This window comes from Fusobacterium sp., from assembly GCF_029258315.1.
Lineage (GTDB): Bacteria > Fusobacteriota > Fusobacteriia > Fusobacteriales > Fusobacteriaceae > Fusobacterium_B.
Window position 1 is genome coordinate 18609 of record NZ_JARHZE010000048.1, and the last position, 18013, is coordinate 36621.

Annotated in this window: 18 protein-coding genes; 7 read left to right on the forward strand and 11 right to left on the reverse strand. The window is 27.8% G+C overall.

Annotation, left to right across the window (positions count from 1 at the left end):
- The first annotated feature begins 8 nt into the window (after nucleotides 1–8).
- Complete coding sequence (locus tag Q1J48_RS03530) at nucleotides 9–1823, forward strand: YgiQ family radical SAM protein (RefSeq protein WP_300361309.1); 1815 nt, start codon at nucleotides 9–11, stop codon at nucleotides 1821–1823.
- Nucleotides 1824–1916: 93 nt separating this feature from the next.
- Entirely contained in the window at nucleotides 1917–3230 is a 1314-nt protein-coding gene (gene der, locus Q1J48_RS03535) for a ribosome biogenesis GTPase Der (protein WP_300330794.1), read from the forward strand.
- A 35-nt stretch (nucleotides 3231–3265) separates the two neighbouring features.
- On the opposite strand, the gene Q1J48_RS03540 is transcribed toward der, so the two are convergent.
- From Q1J48_RS03540 to Q1J48_RS03565, 6 genes are all read right to left on the reverse strand, one after another.
- Nucleotides 3266–5050: a bifunctional glycosyltransferase family 4 protein/polysaccharide deacetylase gene (locus Q1J48_RS03540; protein WP_300361286.1), complete on the reverse strand. Its 1785-nt coding sequence runs from the start codon at nucleotides 5048–5050 to the stop codon at nucleotides 3266–3268.
- 9 nt (nucleotides 5051–5059) lie between these two features.
- On the reverse strand, nucleotides 5060–5362 hold the full coding sequence (locus Q1J48_RS03545; RefSeq protein WP_300330800.1) for a hypothetical protein: 303 nt from the start codon (nucleotides 5360–5362) through the stop codon (nucleotides 5060–5062).
- Between the two features lies 1 nt (nucleotide 5363).
- Nucleotides 5364–6356, reverse strand: a complete 993-nt coding sequence (locus tag Q1J48_RS03550; protein ID WP_300361288.1) for an alpha/beta hydrolase — start codon at nucleotides 6354–6356, stop codon at nucleotides 5364–5366.
- An 83-nt stretch (nucleotides 6357–6439) separates the two neighbouring features.
- Complete coding sequence (gene asnS, locus Q1J48_RS03555) at nucleotides 6440–7831, reverse strand: asparagine--tRNA ligase (RefSeq protein WP_300330807.1); 1392 nt, start codon at nucleotides 7829–7831, stop codon at nucleotides 6440–6442.
- 9 nt (nucleotides 7832–7840) lie between these two features.
- Nucleotides 7841–8029: a DUF896 domain-containing protein gene (locus Q1J48_RS03560; RefSeq protein WP_300330810.1), complete on the reverse strand. Its 189-nt coding sequence runs from the start codon at nucleotides 8027–8029 to the stop codon at nucleotides 7841–7843.
- Nucleotide 8030: 1 nt separating this feature from the next.
- Nucleotides 8031–9311, reverse strand: coding sequence for an FtsW/RodA/SpoVE family cell cycle protein (locus Q1J48_RS03565; RefSeq protein WP_300361292.1), 1281 nt, complete (start codon nucleotides 9309–9311; stop codon nucleotides 8031–8033).
- 121 nt (nucleotides 9312–9432) lie between these two features.
- On the opposite strand from Q1J48_RS03565, the gene Q1J48_RS03570 reads away from it, so the two are divergent.
- The 4 genes from Q1J48_RS03570 (at nucleotide 9433) to Q1J48_RS03585 (ending at nucleotide 13777) form a co-directional block, all read left to right on the forward strand.
- Nucleotides 9433–9939, forward strand: coding sequence for a KdsC family phosphatase (locus Q1J48_RS03570; RefSeq protein ID WP_300361295.1), 507 nt, complete (start codon nucleotides 9433–9435; stop codon nucleotides 9937–9939).
- A 159-nt stretch (nucleotides 9940–10098) separates the two neighbouring features.
- Nucleotides 10099–10323, forward strand: a complete 225-nt coding sequence (locus tag Q1J48_RS03575; protein WP_300330819.1) for a FeoA family protein — start codon at nucleotides 10099–10101, stop codon at nucleotides 10321–10323.
- A gap of 20 nt (nucleotides 10324–10343) precedes the next feature.
- On the forward strand, nucleotides 10344–12542 hold the full coding sequence (gene feoB / locus Q1J48_RS03580) for a ferrous iron transport protein B (protein WP_300361298.1): 2199 nt from the start codon (nucleotides 10344–10346) through the stop codon (nucleotides 12540–12542).
- 128 nt (nucleotides 12543–12670) lie between these two features.
- The gene (locus Q1J48_RS03585) at nucleotides 12671–13777 is read left to right on the forward strand and encodes a M20/M25/M40 family metallo-hydrolase (protein WP_300361301.1); all 1107 of its coding nucleotides are present in this window, start codon (nucleotides 12671–12673) and stop codon (nucleotides 13775–13777) included.
- Between the two features lie 117 nt (nucleotides 13778–13894).
- On the opposite strand, the gene Q1J48_RS03590 is transcribed toward Q1J48_RS03585, so the two are convergent.
- From Q1J48_RS03590 to lgt, 4 genes are read right to left on the reverse strand one after another with little or no spacing between them, the layout of a single operon-like run.
- Nucleotides 13895–14236 (reverse strand): hypothetical protein, encoded by a 342-nt coding sequence (locus Q1J48_RS03590; protein ID WP_300361303.1) that lies wholly within the window; start codon nucleotides 14234–14236, stop codon nucleotides 13895–13897.
- 9 nt (nucleotides 14237–14245) lie between these two features.
- Complete coding sequence (locus Q1J48_RS03595) at nucleotides 14246–14680, reverse strand: ACT domain-containing protein (RefSeq protein ID WP_300331884.1); 435 nt, start codon at nucleotides 14678–14680, stop codon at nucleotides 14246–14248.
- Nucleotides 14681–14703: 23 nt separating this feature from the next.
- Nucleotides 14704–15114 (reverse strand): META domain-containing protein, encoded by a 411-nt coding sequence (locus Q1J48_RS03600; RefSeq protein WP_300331881.1) that lies wholly within the window; start codon nucleotides 15112–15114, stop codon nucleotides 14704–14706.
- A 47-nt stretch (nucleotides 15115–15161) separates the two neighbouring features.
- Entirely contained in the window at nucleotides 15162–16037 is an 876-nt protein-coding gene (lgt, locus tag Q1J48_RS03605; protein ID WP_300331879.1) for a prolipoprotein diacylglyceryl transferase, read from the reverse strand.
- 274 nt (nucleotides 16038–16311) lie between these two features.
- Here lgt and Q1J48_RS03610 point away from each other — a divergent pair, with 274 nt between their 5' ends.
- Nucleotides 16312–17199, forward strand: a complete 888-nt coding sequence (locus tag Q1J48_RS03610; RefSeq protein WP_300331876.1) for a LysR family transcriptional regulator — start codon at nucleotides 16312–16314, stop codon at nucleotides 17197–17199.
- Nucleotides 17200–17277: 78 nt separating this feature from the next.
- Here the strand turns inward: Q1J48_RS03610 and Q1J48_RS03615 are convergent.
- On the reverse strand, nucleotides 17278–18013 hold a 736-nt coding region (locus Q1J48_RS03615), incomplete at its 5' end, for an autotransporter outer membrane beta-barrel domain-containing protein (protein WP_300361306.1).

The following is an 18013-nucleotide window of genomic DNA, read 5'->3' on the forward strand; positions in this document are numbered from 1 at the left end:
GAAGGAAAATTATGTTCTTACCTACTACTTTAGAAGAAGTAAAAAAATTAGGTTGGGATTCTCTTGATGTAATTCTTATATCAGGAGATACCTATATCGATTCATCCTATAACGGGACTGCTCTTATTGGAAAATGGCTTGTTAAAAATGGATATAAAGTTGGAGTTATTGCTCAACCTGATATTAATTCTCCCGATGATATCACTCGTTTAGGAGAACCTAATATTTATTGGGCCGTTTCTGCTGGTTGTGTTGACTCTATGGTAGCAAATTATACAGCTACAAAAAAGAAAAGACATAAAGATGATTTTACTCCCGGTGGAGAAAATAATCGTCGCCCTGATAGAGCGTCTATTGTTTACACAGGACTTATTAGAAGATTTTTTAAAAATAGTAAAATTCCCATTGTTTTAGGAGGAATTGAAGCAAGTCTTAGAAGAATTACTCACTATGATTATTGGTCAAATAATTTAAGACGTTCTCTTATTTTTGATGCAAAGGCTGATATCCTTTCCTATGGTATGGGTGAAAAATCTATGTTAGAATTAGCTGATGCTTTAAAAGGAAATAGAGAGTGGAGAAATATTCGTGGACTTTCTTATATAGCCAAAGAGGAAAATAAAAAATATATAACTGTTCCCTCTTATGAAGAGTGTGTAGCTGATAAATATAAATTTATAGAGATGTTTAATACCTTCTATAAAAATTGTGATCCTATTACTGCTAAGGGTCTTAACCAAAAACACGGAGATAGATGGCTTATACAAAATCCACCATCTGAACTTTTTTCTCAAGAGCTTTTAGATGAAATCTATGGTCTCGATTATGAAAGAGATGTACACCCTTATTATAAGGCTCAAGGGTTTGTAAGAGCTATTGACACTATAAAATATTCTCTTACTACTCATAGAGGTTGTTATGGAGAGTGTAATTTCTGTGCCATAGCTATCCACCAAGGAAGAACTGTTTCTTCTAGAAGTGAAGAGTCTATATTGAAAGAGATTAAAGAAATTACTAAGGATAAAAAATTTAAGGGAAATATATCTGATGTTGGTGGTCCAACTGCCAATATGTATCAGATGGAGTGTACTAAAAAATTAAAATTGGGAGCTTGTTCTGATAAAAGATGTCTTTATCCAAATGTTTGTCCAGCTCTTAAACCAAACCACAATAAACAACTTTCTCTTCTTGAAAAAGTTAGAAACCTAGATAAAATAAAAAAAGTATTTATAGCCTCTGGTATTAGATATGATCTTATCCTTGGAGATAAAGTTAATGGTGAAAAATATTTAGAAGAGATTGTAGCTCATCACGTTTCTGGACAGATGAAAATTGCTCCAGAACACACTGAAGATAAAATTTTGAGTTTGATGGGAAAATCTGGTAAAGAAGATCTTGTTAAATTTAAAAGAAAATTCTATGAACTAAATAAAAAACTAGACAAAAAACAATTTTTAACATATTATTTAATTGCAGCTCATCCAGGTTGTAACGAAAAAGATATGTTAGATCTTAAGGTTTTTGCTTCTGAGGAACTTAGAATAAATCCAGAACAGGTGCAAATATTTACACCAACACCATCTACATATTCAACTTTAATGTATTACACAGAGATAAATCCATTTACTGGAAAAAAAGTTTTTGTAGAAAAAGACAATGGAAAAAAAGAAAAACAAAAAAATATTATTATTCCTCGTGAAAAACCTACAAGTTTTTCTCACAAATCTAGCTATACTAAAAATAGTGGAAAAAATAATAGTTCAAATAGAAATGACAATTCATTTAAAAAAAATAAAAATAGTAAATCCAAAAAATTTAAATAATAATTTGAAAATTTATTTTTCTTAAACTCTGAACCTTTAGGAAAATAATCATCAGATTTTTATATAATCTAATTTTTAATTAAAGGAGGAAAAATGAAACCAATAGTTGCTATAATTGGAAGACCTAACGTTGGTAAATCTACTCTTTTTAATAAGCTTGTTGGAGATAGAGTAGCTATCGTTGATGACCAACCAGGTGTTACTAGAGATAGACTTTACAGAGATACTGAATGGAATGGAAGAGAATTTGTTTTAGTTGATACAGGTGGACTAGAACCTAGAAATAATGATTTTATGATGACAAAAATAAAAGAACAAGCTGAGGTAGCTGTTACTGAAGCTGACGTTATAGTTTTTGTTGTTGATGGAAAGGCTGGACTTACAGCTCTTGATGAAGAGGTTGCTTACTATCTTAGAAAGAAAACTAAACCTGTTATCCTTTGTGTTAACAAAATTGATAACTTTATGGAACAACAAGATGATCTTATAGATTTCTGGGCTTTAGGTTTTGATGATCTTATTGGTATCTCTGCTGAGCACAAAACAAACTTAGGAGATATGCTTGACTTAGTTGTTGAAAAAATAAATTCTGTTGATATTCCTGAAGAGGAAGAGGACGGATTAAAAATCGCCATCATTGGAAAACCAAATGCTGGAAAATCTTCTCTTGTAAATAAACTTTGTGGAAAAAACAGAACCATTGTAAGTAATATTGCCGGAACTACTAGAGATGCTATTGACACTTCTGTTATGTTCCACGACAATAAATATGTTCTTATTGATACTGCTGGAATCAGAAGAAAATCTAAAGTTGAAGAGGCTTTAGAATATTATTCTGTTTTGAAAGCATTAAAAGCTATAAAAAGAGCCGATGTTTGTTTCTTATTATTTGATGGTAAAGAGGGACTTACTGAACAGGATAAAAGAATAGCTGGTATAGCTCACGAAGAGAAAAAACCAATAGTTATTGTTGTTAATAAATGGGATTTAGTAGAAAAATCTAAAGATACTATGAAAGAGATGAGAGAAGCTTTACTTGCTGAACTTCCTTTCCTTTCTTATGCTCCAATAGAATTTATCTCTGCCCTTACTGGACAAAGAACTATAAATCTTTTTGGAATAGCTGATAAAATTTATGAAGAATATATCAGAACTATTTCAACTGGACTTCTTAATACAGTTATCAATGAAGCTGTTATTATGAACCCACCACCAACAAGAAAAGGTAGAATTACAAAAGTTAACTATGCTACTCAAGTTGGAACTGCACCACCTAAATTTGTATTATTCTGTAACTATCCAGAATTAATGCACTTCTCTTATTCTAGATATATAGAAAATAAATTAAGAGAGGCTTTCGGATTTGAAGGTTCTCCAATAGAGATTGTTTTTGAAAAGAAAAACTAACAAAATAAAACTGCACTCGCAATTGAGTGCAGTTTTTATTTTTTTCTCTGTTCTCTTTTTATTTTTATAAAATTATATTTTCCACTAACTTTTCTTTTAAAGCTAAACATATTATTTTTAGGAAATATTGCTATTCTTCTTATCTGGAATAGATCCTCAGAAAAAGATATATCTCCACTATCTGTTGCCACTGCAAATTTATATCCAGCCTCTTTTACAATAGATTTAACATCTTCACTAAGATTTCCATATGGATAAGCAAAACAATTCATCTCTCTTCCAAGTTTTTTATTAAGCCTATCTCTTGATTCAAATATCTCTCTTCTTGCCTCTTGTAAATCGAGTTTTGCTAACATTGGATGTGTTAAAGTATGTCCTCCAAATTCTATCCCATACTCTTGCATCTCTAGAATCTCACTATCTTCCATCAATATAAATTTTTCTTCTGGATTATCTACTTTTTCTGTATCCCATCTATTATAAGTTAATTCACCTAAAAGATAGATAGTCCCTTTAAATCCATATTTTTTTAAAATAGGAAAAGCAATTTCATAGTTGTCTTTATATCCATCATCAAATGTAATCATTATCCATTTATTCTCTCTATTAAATCTATTTCTCCACTCACCATTTTTTAGATCTTCAAAAGTTATTGTTTTATATCCATTTTCTTTTAAATATTTCATCTGTTTGTCAAAAACTTCATCTAAAACATAGATTCCATGAACACCTTTTTTATCATTTTCCTTTATTATTCTATGATACATTATTACAGGTATATCATATTTTTTCTTTAAAACATATTGCTTATAATAAATTTTTTCTATCTCATCTATTATTTTACCAAGAGAATAATTTTTTTCTATAATATCTCTTAATTCTATTAAATCCTCTTCTGAAAGTTCTTTAGATTTTTCTATATCCTCACAAACACTAGAAACATCTATCCCTTTACTTTTAGGATTTACATCTCCAAAATTGCTATTTAAAGATTTTTCAATACTTTCTTTTGTTACAAGTCCTAAATATTCCTGTTCTCCCACAGCTATAACAGGTCTTCCAGATAAAATTCCTTCAATGGCAACTCTACCAGCTCCTATAATTATATGTGATTTTTTTATTTCTTCAGAAACATTATTTATATATCCCATAAAGTTTACTCTATCTTTAAACTTTTGAAATCTTTCTGGAATCTCTTTCCCACCAATTACTTGAACTAAATATTCATCTTTTAAATAAAGTTTTTCCAATAGATCAAAACATACATCCCCTTTAGGACCTGAAAGTCTTCCTATTATAGATACTATTTTTTTATCTCCATTTGGAATTTTTGAAAAATTATACTCTTCACAGCTCACAGGATTTCTTAAAGTGATTAGTTTTTCTTTTTTTACTCCAAGAGATTCCACTAATTGAGTATAAATATTTTCACAGACAGTTATACCATAGTCTCCAAATCCTTTTATAACTTTTCTACTAAAATGTATAGGCTGTCTTCCATGAGTAGTTGTTATTAACGGTATTCCAGCTATCTTACAAGCTATGGCTGAACTCCAAGATGATGCTCTTGAATGAGCATGAACCACATGTATATCTTTTTCTTTTATTATTTCTAAAAGTTTTTTTACTTGATCTACTCTTTGTCCCAAACTTCTTTTATTAAATTCAATCTTAATATACTCAGCTTTTGTAGGTTTTGTTAAAGTATCTGAAACAATATACACCTTATTTCCTCTTTTTATAAGTTCGTCAGCTAAAGTTACTCCATAAACTTCAGCTCCAGTAACTTCTAATTGAGAAAGAGCCATCAATATATTCATAATTTCTCCTTAATCTTCTAAATCTATTATTATTCCACGATAATATTTTATATCTTTGCCATAATCTCTAACTATATTTTCATCTATTCTTATATAATTCTCATTCTTTTCATATAATTGTCTTTCAAAAATCTTAAATTTTTTATCCAATTTTTTTAATTCTGATTTTGTTACTGGTTTCTCTAAAGTCTTATTAAACTCTCTCACCAGCTCATCATATTTTATTAAAAATTCATATTGTTCATAATATCTTATACTACTACAAGAACTAAATAAACCAAGCAATACTGTAAAAAAAATTATTTTTTTCATCTTATTCCTCTTCATTTACTTTTTCATTAAAATATCTTAAAAAATTCCCAATATCTTTAGAAATAAACTCCCAAGTATGATATTCATTTTCATAAATATACCCCTTAAAGTCAACTCCATATTTCTTTAATCTTCCAACAATATCAGTCCATTGTTGTAACATAAGATATGGTTCTTTATCCTCTTCACCAACACTTATATATATTTTTTTTCCAATAAATTTTTCAGGTTCCATTCTCTTTATAATAGTATAGGGATCCTGTTTTAAAATTCTCCAGCCCCAAGGGCTAAAAATTCTTAAAAAATTTATTTTATCTTGATTTTTTAAAAATAAAAACTTTGGTATATAAAGGTATCTCATCAATCTCAATACTCTTCTATTAAGACTCATTCTTATAATACTAACAGCTCCCGAAAAACTTCCAATCACATCAAATTTTTCTATATATTTAAGTCCAATTTTAAGAGCCGCATATCCTCCCATAGAAAAACCACAAATACCTATCTTTCCGTTTGGAGATATTCTTTTGGCTTCCTTGTAAATGTCGTCAGTGATATAATCTTCATATTTATGTTTCTTATCTTTATAAAAATTACTATACCAACTTTGTCCTTCAAAGCCAGCATCACATATCATAAATATCATAGGTTTTATTCTATCTTTTTTTATAAGCTCCAAATAATTTTCTAATAAAAATGCTCTATTTATCCAATCCTCTGAATAATCCCTTATTCCATGAAAAAGTATAAGAACTGGTAAATCTTTTTCTTTCTCATTCTTAGGAGTAACCAATAAATAACGCATCTTCTCTTCTACATGAGAGGAATTTATATATTTTTCCTCTATCAAAACTTCATTTTCTATTTTTTCTAAAGAATATTTTTTTACCCTCTTTTTATACTCTTTAACACAGGTAACCTCTTCATATGATTTTACTCTGATTAATTTTCTTTTTAAAGTCTTCTCTTCTACTTCTTTTCTAGTTTTATACAAATAAAAAAGGAGACAAAATACCAGTATACTCATTATAAGCATCATCTTTCCTTATCTCCTTTCATAATATTTTTTATTTTTTATTAGAATTCAGCATTACCTGGTGTTCTTGGGAATGGGATTACGTCACGGATATTTGTCATTCCTGTGATATACATCATCATTCTTTCAAAACCTAATCCATATCCTGAATGTGGGAAACTTCCATATCTTCTTAAATCAAGATAGAATTTATAATCTTCTTTACTTAATCCACACTCATCCATTTTTCTCTCTAAAACTTCTACATTATCTTCTCTTTGAGATCCACCTATTATCTCTCCAATTCCAGGTGCTAATAAGTCCATTGCTCTTACTGTTTTTCCATCTTCATTAAGTTTCATATAGAAAGCTTTTATTTCTTTTGGATAATCAACTAAGAATACAGGTTTTCCAAAATGTTTCTCAGCTAAGAATCTTTCATGTTCACTTTGTAAGTCGATTCCCCATTCAACTGGATAATCAAATTTTTGTCCTGATGCTAATAATATATCAATAGCTTCTGTATAAGTTACTCTTGCAAACTCATTATGTAACACATTGTTTAATTTATCTATTAAACCTTTTTCTATAAATTGGTTAAAGAACTCTATCTCTTCTGGACAGTTATCCATTACATATTTTATTATATATTTAACCATTGATTCTGCTAAGTCCATATTAGCTGTTAAATCAGCAAAAGCTATTTCAGGCTCTATCATCCAGAATTCAGCAGCGTGTCTTGAAGTATTTGAATTTTCAGCTCTGAATGTTGGACCAAATGTATAAACATTTCTAAATGCTGAACAATAAGTTTCACAGTTTAATTGTCCACTTACTGTTAAGCTAGTTGTTTTTCCAAAGAAATCTTTTGATACATCAACTTTTCCATCATCTTTTTTAGGAAGTTTATCTAAATCTAGAGTTGTTACTCTAAACATTTCTCCAGCTCCCTCACAGTCAGAAGAAGTTATTATTGGTGTATGAACATATACAAATCCTTGTTCTTGGAAAAATTTATGTATTGCATAAGCTAGAACTGATCTTACTCTAAATACTGCTGAGAATGTATTTGTTCTTGGTCTTAAGTGAGCTATATCTCTTAAATATTCAAATGTTTGTCTTTTATTTTGTAAAGGATAATCTAAGTTTGCTTTTTGAATAACTTCTACTTTTTTAGCTATTATTTCAGCAGATTGTCCTTTTCCTTGAGATTCTTGGTATACTCCCTCTACTCTTATTGATGAAGATATTGAAAGGTGTGATATTTCTTCAAAATTTTCTAATTCTGCTCCATATACCACTTGTATTCCTTTAAAGAAAGAACCATCATTTACTTCTATAAATCCGAAATTCTTTTGGTCTCTTAATTTTCTAACCCAACCAGAAATTTCAATTTCTTTTCCTAGTAATTCTTTTTCTTTTCTGTAAAGTTCTCTAACTGTTACTTTATCCATTTCGTCCCCCTAATTTAATTTATCTTTACTGTCTACAATTTTTATACTATCTAAATGCCCTTTCACCTGAGCTCTAAACTTTTCTAAATAAAGTTTTCTATATTTTTCTCTTTCTACTTTTTCTTCAGCTGTTAACTCTCTTTCTTTTGAAAGTTTTGAAAAATAATTTACTTTAACTATTATATCTTTCATTTCCATATTACTTTTTTTTACCTCCACGCCTAATGAAATAATTATACAGTTTATTTTGAGTTTTGTCAAATTCTAAAACAGTGTAATTATTAACACTCAAAACTAAACCAAGTGCCATAAGTATTGTTAAAATTGAAGTTCCTCCATAACTAAAAAATGGCATAGGAATTCCAAACACTGGAAGTAATCCAACTGTTACAAATAGATTTATTAATACTTGAGTTATTATCATTCCCGCTACTCCAACTGCTAAATATTTTCCTAGATAATCCTTTGATATTCTACTTATTTTTAATAAATTATAATAAAGTAAAAAAAATAAAATTAACACAATAACTAATCCACAAAATCCAAGCTCTTCTCCTAATAATGCCATTATAAAATCTGTATGTATTTCTGGAAGATAACTAAATTTTTGTACTCCATTTCCATATCCTACTCCAAATATTCCACCATTTCCAAAGGCTAAAAGAGATTGAGCTACTTGATAACCTATATCTATATTACCAACATAGCCATCATGTAAAAGTCCATCTATCCACATTATTACCCTTTTTACTCGATAATCACCATTTCCAAATTTATACATTAAAGTTATTGCAATTAATCCTAAACTTCCCAGTGCTGAAACAATCTTAACAATAGTACTTGTTTTTATTTTAGTAAAAAATATCAATATAATATAAATTGATACATAGTGTATAACTGTTCCCAAATCATTTTGAGAAAATATTAAACAAAAAAATGGTAATGAAACTTTTAAAGTTCTTTTTAAAGTATCTTTTATATCTTCCTTTTTATTCTCTCCCGATTCTAAAATAAGAGATATTAATATTATAAAAGCTAATTTTAAAATTTCCGAAGGTTGAATTCCTATACCACCTATTCTTATCCAACCATAAGCACCATTAGTCTCTTTTATTATATCTGTTTTAATAACCCTACCAAATACAAACATAACTGCTAATAATATCAATGAACCCCAATAAATACTTCTATGAATCCATTTTTTCCTTAAAATTTTATAATCAATAGCACTTATAAAAAATCCCATAATTGATCCTATAATCATAAAAATAATCATAGATTTTAAACTAAATTTTTCCTGATAATCAGAAACACTATATAAATTTAAAACAGATAAAAATAAAAAAATAAATACTAAAATAAAAATAAATCTTCTATTAGCCTTTACTTCTGGTATCATTTTCCTTTTATATAATTCTTTTTCTACTTGTTTTTTTTCATAATATATACTTTTATTTTCTACTTTCACTATTTCACCCATAATTTTTTAATAATATTTATTATATCACAAATCTCTTTTTTTAGTAATAATTCTTTAATATTTTTTGCTTTAAAAAGATTGTATGATATAATAAAATAAATTTTAAAATTGGAGGTTAATGATGATAAAATTAGTAGTTCTTGATGTCGATGGAACTTTAACTGATGGAAAACTATACATTGATAATTTTGGTAACGAAATGAAGGCTTTCGATGTAAAAGATGGGTTAGCAATCTCTCAAAGTATTAAACAGGGAATAAAATTTGCTATCATTACAGGAAAAACTTCTAAGATAGTAGAAAGAAGGGGAACTGAATTAGGTATTACTGATATTGTCCAAGGAAGTCATAACAAAATTGAAGATTTAGAAAAAATATTAAAAAAATATAATTTTTCTTACGAGGAAACAGCATATATTGGCGATGACTTAATAGATTTAAAACCTATGAAGCTTTGTAAATTTAAAGCTTGTCCTAAAGATTCTGTTCAAGAAATAATTGAAGTTTGTGATTTTGTCTCTTCTAAAAATGGAGGAAATGGAGCTGTTCGTGAAATATTAGAAAAATTATTAAAAGATCAAGGTCTTTGGGAAAAAATTATAAATAATTTTTCAGCTACTGTACAATAAAAGTCTTAGTTTAACTAAGGCTTTTTATTTTTACAATTAAACATAATTAAACACAATTCTCTACAATTTAAATATATTTCTATTATACTTTTATAGTACTATAATTCCATTATCAAACAAAATTTTTTGTATTACAAACAATTAGAAATGGAGGAATTTATGAAGCTCTGTGATTTAAAAAATGGAGAAGAGGCAAAAATTTTAAAAATAGGAAATGTTGGTGAACTAAAAAAAAGATTAGTTGATATGGGAGTTACTACTGGTGGAATAATAAAACTTGAAAGAGTTGCTCCCTTAGGGGATCCTCAAGAATATATTTTAAAATCTACTGGAATTGCCATAAGAAAAGAAGATGCCAGTAATATAGAAGTTGAAAAAATTTAATTTAAATAGGGAGTGTTTTTATGATAAAATTAGCATTTACAGGTAACCCAAATGTTGGTAAATCAGCTTTGATCAACGCTATTGCTGGATCTAAATTAAAAGTTGGAAACTGGCCTGGAGTTACTGTTGAAAAAAAAGAAGCAGTATTTTTTTATAAGGGAGAGGAGATTCATTTGGTTGACTTACCTGGAGTATACAGCCTTAGCCCTTATTCTTTGGAAGAAAAAATTACTAGGGATTTTATCCTTGAGGAAAATCCAGATGTGGTAATAAACGTTATTGATTCAACAAATTTAGAGAGAAACTTATATCTTTCATATTTAATAAAAGAGTTAGATAAACCTACTATTATGGCTCTTAATTTATTTGATGAATTTGAAAAATTAAACTATAAACTTGATATAGAAAAATTTGAAAGTCTTGTTGAAATGAAAGTTGTTCCTGTATCAGCTCTAAAAAAAGTTGGTATAACTGAACTTATGGATAAAACTTTAGATCTTGTAAAAAATAGCAAGAAAGGAATTTTCTCTCTACCTTTTGGAAAAAATATAAATTCTTTAATTAAAAAAATAGTAACAGAACTTGAAGAAGATATAAATCTTACTAATCTTTTTAAAACTTATTCTCCTGAATTTGTCGCTATAAAGCTTATTGAAAATGATGAACAAATCATTAATAAATTACAAAACAATTATAATTTTAAACTTAATAATAAATTTGAAAAAGAAATTTTAAAACTTGAAACTGAATACGATAATGATAGAGGAACTATCTTAGCTGAACATAGATATGGAGCTATTAATCAAATCTTATCTAAAACTTTTACAACATCTTTACAATCAAGAATGGATTTTACAGATAAAGTTGATAAAATATTACTAAATAGAGTTTTTGGACTTCCACTTTTCTTTTTAATTATGTCTGGAATGATGACTTTAGTTTTCAGTGGAAGTGCCCCTTTTGTAAAATGGATAAGTAAATTTTTTGGTAGTTTTCTAGCAAAATATGTTGGACTTTTTGTTGAAGGAACTCCTAATTGGTTAAACTCACTTATACTTGATGGTATTTTAGGAGGAGTTGGTGGTATTCTTGTTTTTACACCAATAATGGCTTTTCTTTATTTCTTCTTAGCAATTTTAGAAGAGAGTGGATATATGTCAAGAGTTGCTTTTTTAATGGATAAAATTATGAGAAAACTAGGAATAAATGGAAAATCTTTTGTCCCTATGATTATTGGTTTTGGTTGTACAGTTCCTGCTATATATGCAACAAGAACTATGGAAGATGAAGGATCTAGAAAATTAACTGCTGCTATGACTCCTTTTATGTCTTGTGCTGCTAGACTTCCTGTTTATGGATTGTTTACTGCTGCTTTTTTTGGACAAAAAGCTGGTATGATTGTAGCCTCTCTTTATCTTCTTGGAATCTTTGTAGCTATTTTGGTTGGTCTTTTCCTAAAAAACTTTGACGAGTTTAAGTCCGACAGAAAAGCTCTTTTAATAGAGTTGCCACCATATAGAATCCCTGAATTAAAAACTGTGCTATCATCTACTTGGACAAAATGTTTTGCTTATATAAAAAGAGCTGGAAGTATAGTTTTAGGAATAATGATGATACTTTGGACTTTAACATACTTCCCTAACCAAGGAAATCCAAATACATCTTATATTTCTAAATTTGGATATGCTTTTGCTCCTGTTATGAAACCAGCTGGTTTTGGAGATAGATGGGAAACAGTTGCTGCTGTTATTCCAAGTATGGTTGCTAAGGAAGTTGTTGTTGGATTTTTATCTCAAGTTTTACCATTAGATGATGATGTTGAAGAAGAAATCACTTCTGATGAAATTATAGAAACTACTTTTACTGAAGATCTTATAGAACAAGTAAAAGGTCTTGGAACAGCAACAAAAAAATCTATAATAGGTATAGCTACTTTAGATATGGGTAGATTTAAAATGCCTACTCCTGAAGAAATTGAAGAAGAGGGAAGAGGTATTATAAAAGCAACATTTAATCTTTGGCCTAATGATGATCTAGCTCCTTTAAAAGCTTATTCATTTATGGCATTTATTTTATTAGTAGTTCCTTGTGTTACAACTTTAGGAGCTATTAAGCAAGAATTTGGTTGGAAATTTTTATGGAAGGTTGTTGGAATAATGTTGATAGTTCCTTATATCACTTCTGTAACAATATTCCAGGTTGGAAAATTATTCTTTTAATTTTATATAATCTTTTTATATAAACAAAAAATATGATTAATAACAATACATTTTTTTCAAAAAATACTTTATTTTCTCAACAAATTATAATATAATATACTGGACATTAATTTTAAAAGGAGTTGTTTATGATAAATCAAGAGAGATTAATTGACACTTTCCTTACTTATGTAAAAATAGATAGTGAAAGTTTAGAAGAAAAAGATTTTGCTGAGAAAGTTGCTGCTGACTTTAAAGAGTTAGGTGCTGAAGTATCTTTTGATAATGCTGGAGAAATTATTGGAGGTTCTGTTGGAAATCTTTATTGTAAAATAGAGGGAGATAAAACTTTAGAACCTATCCTTATGTCTGCTCATATGGATACTGTTAAACCTGGTAAAGGTATTCAACCTATCATCGAAGGAAATATAATAAAAACTGATGGATCTACAATATTAGGTTCTGATGATAAAGCTGGTATCACTTGTATATTAGAAGCTATTCGTTTAGCTAAAGAAAATAATATCAACCACCCAACTATTGAAGCTGTATTTACTATTGCTGAAGAAATTGGATTAAAAGGTTCAAAAAATCTTGATTATAAAAGAATAACTGCTAAAAAAGGTGTTGTTCTTGACAGTGGTGGAGATGCTGGAAAAATAATTTGTGCTGCACCAGGACAAGTAAAATTAACTGGAGAGTTTATTGGAAAAAGTGCTCACGCTGGGGTTGCTCCTGAAAAAGGTATCAGTGCTATACAAATTGCTGCCCATGCTATTTCTAATATGAAACTTCTTCGTATTGATGAGGAAACAACAGCAAATATTGGAACTATATCTGCAAACTTTGCAACAAATATAGTACCTGAAAGAGTAAAAGTTCTTGGAGAGGCTCGTAGTAGAGATAATGCTAAATTAAAAGCTCAAGGGGAACATATGATGAAATGTATCCAAGATGCTTGTGAAAAATTTGGTGGAACTTTTGAAGGGGAGCTTACTCATTCTTATTCTGGATATAAATATGATGAAAATGATGAATTTATAGTAGAAATTAAAAATGCTTGTGTAAATGCTGGACTTACTCCTGAACTTGCTGTTAGTGGTGGAGGAAGTGATGTTAATAATATGGTAGAAAATGGTATTAAAGCTGTTAACCTTGGTTGTGGAATGGATAAAGTTCATACTACTGCTGAGCAAATCACTATTGATAACTTAATCAATACTACTAAATTAATTTTTGAATTAATAAAAAAATAATTTTTAATTTAAAAGAATCTGATATTTGTGTCAGATTCTTTTTTATTTTTTCTATTTTAAATTTTTTTCTTTAACAAAAAAGCATTGACTAAAAAATTTAATCAATGCTTTTTATTTTTAAATATTTTTATTGAATAAGATTTTATCTTCTCCAATATCTTTATCCTGTTTCACAACAAGATTAATATCCTTTGCTTCAGGTATATTATTTTTTATAGCTTTTAAAACTGAATCAATTATTTTTGAATAATTTAAAGTAGGTTCTTTGAAACTATCAATTTCTATTTCAACATTTACTCTATCTGAATAAATATCTACATCATAATCTACTTTATAATCAATCACATTGGATAAATCCACTCTTAACTGATTTTCTATTTTATCCTCTATAATATCTTGAGGACCTTTTGCAAAAGAAAAAACTGATAATATAGCAAATATTAATAGTAACCTTTTCATTTCTTTCTCCTATTCAATAGACATAAGTTTACAATTAATTACATTTTCTAGATGATTAATCTCCTCTATTGCCTCTTCCACAGAAAGTGTCATATGAATAACTTCCATAAATATAATAACAGTTGCTGAATTATTCATTGGAATATTTTGATTTATAGTTAATATATTACCATTAACAGAACTTATATAGTTTAAAACATTAGAAAGGCTTCCTTGAGTATGTTCTAAAACAACAGAAATCAAAGCTCTTTTTCCATGTGATTCTTTAGATGGAGCAAATACAAAATCTTTATATTTATAATAAGTACTTCTACTTATTCCAACTTTTTTTACAGCTTCACTTATATTTTTTACTTTTCCCTGTTCTAAAAGTTCTCTAGCTTCTATTACTTTATCAAAATAATCTGGTAAAATCTCCTTGCTAACTATTAAATATTTATTCATTTATTTCATCTCCGAACTCAATCTTATTTTTCTTCTTTTTTTGGAGTTTCTATTAAAACAAATTCTAATTTTTCTCCCTTATTAGTTGTTAATACTAATCCTTTTTCAGTTACTTCATAAGTTGCAACTGCTCCTAATTTTGATAAAAATTCATCTTCAGCCTTCATTGCATCTACTGGACCAGCCATTTTTGTACTTCCAGCTTCTCCAACAGTAATTTTATTTCCGTTTAATTGATATTTTCCAAAATAATGATTAACTCCTGCAAATCCAAAAACATTATCTTCAGCAAAATTTAAAGTTATTTGGTAATCTTTAGCTTGTTGAACTAAAGCATATTGCTTACCTACTAAATTTTCTGTCTTAGATACTCCTGTATTTGTACATCCTACCATCATTAATAAAAACATTAATCCTAAAAATATTTTTTTCATTTTTTCCTCCTTAAAATTAACTATTTTGTTTCTTTATAAGCTTTGACTTAGTTTTCGATGATTTTGTTTTTTTTATTTAAAAAAATTATAAAAATACTTGCTATTATTATCATTGCTAAACTTACCAAATGAGGAGCTCTAAGTCCCATCATCATCAAATCTTCAGCTCTAAAAAAGCTAACAAAAATTCTTATTGAGCTATAAATTATAATGTATGAACACCACACCACTCCAGCAGGATAATCTTTTTTTCTTAAAACAAACCAAATAAATAAAAATCCTATAAAGTTTAAAATCATCTCATATATCATAGCTGGATGTAAAGGTAAATTTGGAAATTCTTGTCCAGCTGGTGAACTTTCTGGAAAAACAATACCCCAAGGTACATTCTCAGTTATTTTTATTTTTTCACTGATAGGTAAAGTTTTATAATAATCAAACCATTGATAAAAAGATGGTTTTAAAGAAAAAATATATTTATATGGGGTAAAAGTGGGAACCCCATAAATTTCTCCATTCATAAGATTTCCTATTCTTCCAATGCTTTGTCCTAAAAGCAGAGGTCCTGCTGCAAAGTCTCCAAGTTGTAATGGATTTATTTTTTTTATATATCCGTAGATACAAGTTCCTATTATTCCACCTATTATTCCTCCGTGAATAGCCATTCCACCTTTCCAAACAGCTAGTATATCTTGAGGATAAGCTAAATAATAATCTAAATTAAATAAAACATAATAAAGTCTTCCACCTAGAAGTCCTGAAATCATTGCTACAAATGCATAGTTTTCTATTAACTCTGGTGAAAATCCCTTATCTTTTGCTGCTTTTTTACCAAGTTCTATCCCTAACAAGAAAGATATAGCATACATCAAACCATAATAAGTTATTTTTATTTTTCCTATTGTTATAAATATTGGATTCATTATCCTATCTCCTATAATTTAATTTTTTTATAAAAATAGTTTATCACGGAAAAAAAATTTTTGCAATAAATAAAAATAAAACAGAGAGGGGCTAACAATCTGTTTTATTTTTAACATATATAAGTTTTAAGGAAACAAGATGGTAAAATCTTAAAATAAAATGTTTTAAAATACCTATCTTTGTATAGAATAATTATACCAATTAATTTGCTTTTTTTGAAATATTAATTTATAATACTGTTATAAGAAAAACTTATAAAGGATTGGGGAAATTATGACTTTAAAAGATATGGAGTATGTTTGTTGCATTGCTGAATTTAATAATTTTTCAAAAGCAGCTGAAAATTTATTTATTAGTCAGTCAGCTTTGAGTCAATCAATTACAAAACTCGAAGACGAGATTGGACTGCAACTTTTTAGTAGAACTAATAAGGGAGTTTTTTTAACCTATGCTGGGGAGATTTTTTTAGAAGAGGCTAATAAAATAATATCTCAAACAAAAATATTTAAAGAGAAACTTGAAACTTTATCCTCTTGTAAAAAGAGAACCTTGGGTATAGGGGTTTACCAATTTTATGGTAGATATTTTTTACCGAAAATAATCCCAGAATTTAGAAAAACTTTTCCTGACGTTCAAATTAAAATAATAGAAGATTCTCAATATAATCTTGAAAAAATATTACTTGATGATGAAGTTGACTTGGTTATCTCTGCTTTTTTAGATTTTAATCCTAAAATAATTTATAAAAAAATTTTTACTGAGGATATTCTTTTAGCCGTTTCAGAAAAAAATCCAATCAATTCAAAAATAACTAAAAATAATATTGATTTATCATTTTTTAAAGAGGAAAATTTTATTTTGTTGATGAGAGGAATAAAAGCTAGAAAAAATATTGATAAAATTTGTGAATCTTTAGATTTTAAATTAAACTATCTTTTAGAAACTAAAGATTTTGAAACTGTAAATTCTTTGGTAGCTCAAAATATTGGGGTTGGATTTGTACCAAGCTCTGTTGATAAACTTGAAGGTGTGAAATATTATAAAATAAATAACTCTTATAGTAGCCGTGAATTTTTTATAGCCTATAAAAAATCTACTCAAAAACCTTACATACTTTCAGAGTTTACTAAAATAGCCTCATCTTTATCTAAAAATAAATAAAAATTTTTATCTTTAGTTTTATGACTTACATAGAAAAAAGAGCTAAGATTTTATTTCTCAGCTCTTTTTATTATACTTTTAAAATTTATATCCTATTCCTATACCAACTTTATAATCTTTATTCTTAGAAGAAGTAATATATTCTCCATTTATATTATAGGAAATTCCATTCTCTAATTCATACTCCATTGATGTTTTAATTTTAGCTCTTGTTCTATCACTTTCTGCTGATAAAATTTCAAAATCTTTTGTTGCTCCATTTATTTTTCCTGTTAAATATTCATTTTCATACCCATCAATAGCATACATTAAAGATGTTCCTACTTTTAATTTTAACTCTCCTTTTGAAAGATTTAGTTTTTTTACTAAATCAATTCCTGTTTCTGTATCTAAAGAATTAAAACTTTTTTCTTTTACACTCATTGTTAAACTTTGATTACTTTCTTCATTTATTCCCTCTTGCTTTATGTAAGAAAAAATCATATTGAAGTATGGTTCTACATAAATCTCTCTTCCTAAAGAATAACTATATCTTATCTCACCAAACATATTAAAGGAATTATCTTCATATTCTTTGTTTACACTCATACTTTGATAAGCATTACTTACTGTTCTTGTACTATCATAAAAACTATGTTGATACCCTATTCCTGCTTTTAATTGTAAATTATTTATATCTTTTTTAGCATAAGATAAAATTGAAATACTATTTCCTTTCAGTTTAGAATTTCCAGAAATATCTGTTGAACTTTTAGTTCCTCCTACAACAAATCCTAAACTTGCATTTGATTTTAAACCATACTCTCCATATGCA

Excerpts from the sequence above, each read along its gene's own strand:
- der (WP_300330794.1), top strand. The coding sequence starts at position 1,917 with ATGAAACCAATAGTTGCTATAATTGGAAGACCTAACGTTGGTAAATCT.
- Q1J48_RS03540 (WP_300361286.1), bottom strand. The coding sequence starts at position 5,050 with ATGAATATATTGATGGCTCTTTCTCAATTAGAAGTTACTGGAGCTGAA.
- Q1J48_RS03545 (WP_300330800.1), bottom strand. The coding sequence starts at position 5,362 with ATGAAAAAAATAATTTTTTTTACAGTATTGCTTGGTTTATTTAGTTCT.
- asnS (WP_300330807.1), bottom strand. The coding sequence starts at position 7,831 with ATGGATAAAGTAACAGTTAGAGAACTTTACAGAAAAGAAAAAGAATTA.
- Q1J48_RS03560 (WP_300330810.1), bottom strand. The coding sequence starts at position 8,029 with ATGGAAATGAAAGATATAATAGTTAAAGTAAATTATTTTTCAAAACTT.
- Q1J48_RS03565 (WP_300361292.1), bottom strand. The coding sequence starts at position 9,311 with ATGGGTGAAATAGTGAAAGTAGAAAATAAAAGTATATATTATGAAAAA.
- Q1J48_RS03570 (WP_300361295.1), top strand. The coding sequence starts at position 9,433 with ATGATAAAATTAGTAGTTCTTGATGTCGATGGAACTTTAACTGATGGA.
- Q1J48_RS03575 (WP_300330819.1), top strand. The coding sequence starts at position 10,099 with ATGAAGCTCTGTGATTTAAAAAATGGAGAAGAGGCAAAAATTTTAAAA.
- feoB (WP_300361298.1), top strand. The coding sequence starts at position 10,344 with ATGATAAAATTAGCATTTACAGGTAACCCAAATGTTGGTAAATCAGCT.
- Q1J48_RS03585 (WP_300361301.1), top strand. The coding sequence starts at position 12,671 with ATGATAAATCAAGAGAGATTAATTGACACTTTCCTTACTTATGTAAAA.
- Q1J48_RS03590 (WP_300361303.1), bottom strand. The coding sequence starts at position 14,236 with ATGAAAAGGTTACTATTAATATTTGCTATATTATCAGTTTTTTCTTTT.
- Q1J48_RS03595 (WP_300331884.1), bottom strand. The coding sequence starts at position 14,680 with ATGAATAAATATTTAATAGTTAGCAAGGAGATTTTACCAGATTATTTT.
- Q1J48_RS03600 (WP_300331881.1), bottom strand. The coding sequence starts at position 15,114 with ATGAAAAAAATATTTTTAGGATTAATGTTTTTATTAATGATGGTAGGA.
- lgt (WP_300331879.1), bottom strand. The coding sequence starts at position 16,037 with ATGAATCCAATATTTATAACAATAGGAAAAATAAAAATAACTTATTAT.
- Q1J48_RS03610 (WP_300331876.1), top strand. The coding sequence starts at position 16,312 with ATGACTTTAAAAGATATGGAGTATGTTTGTTGCATTGCTGAATTTAAT.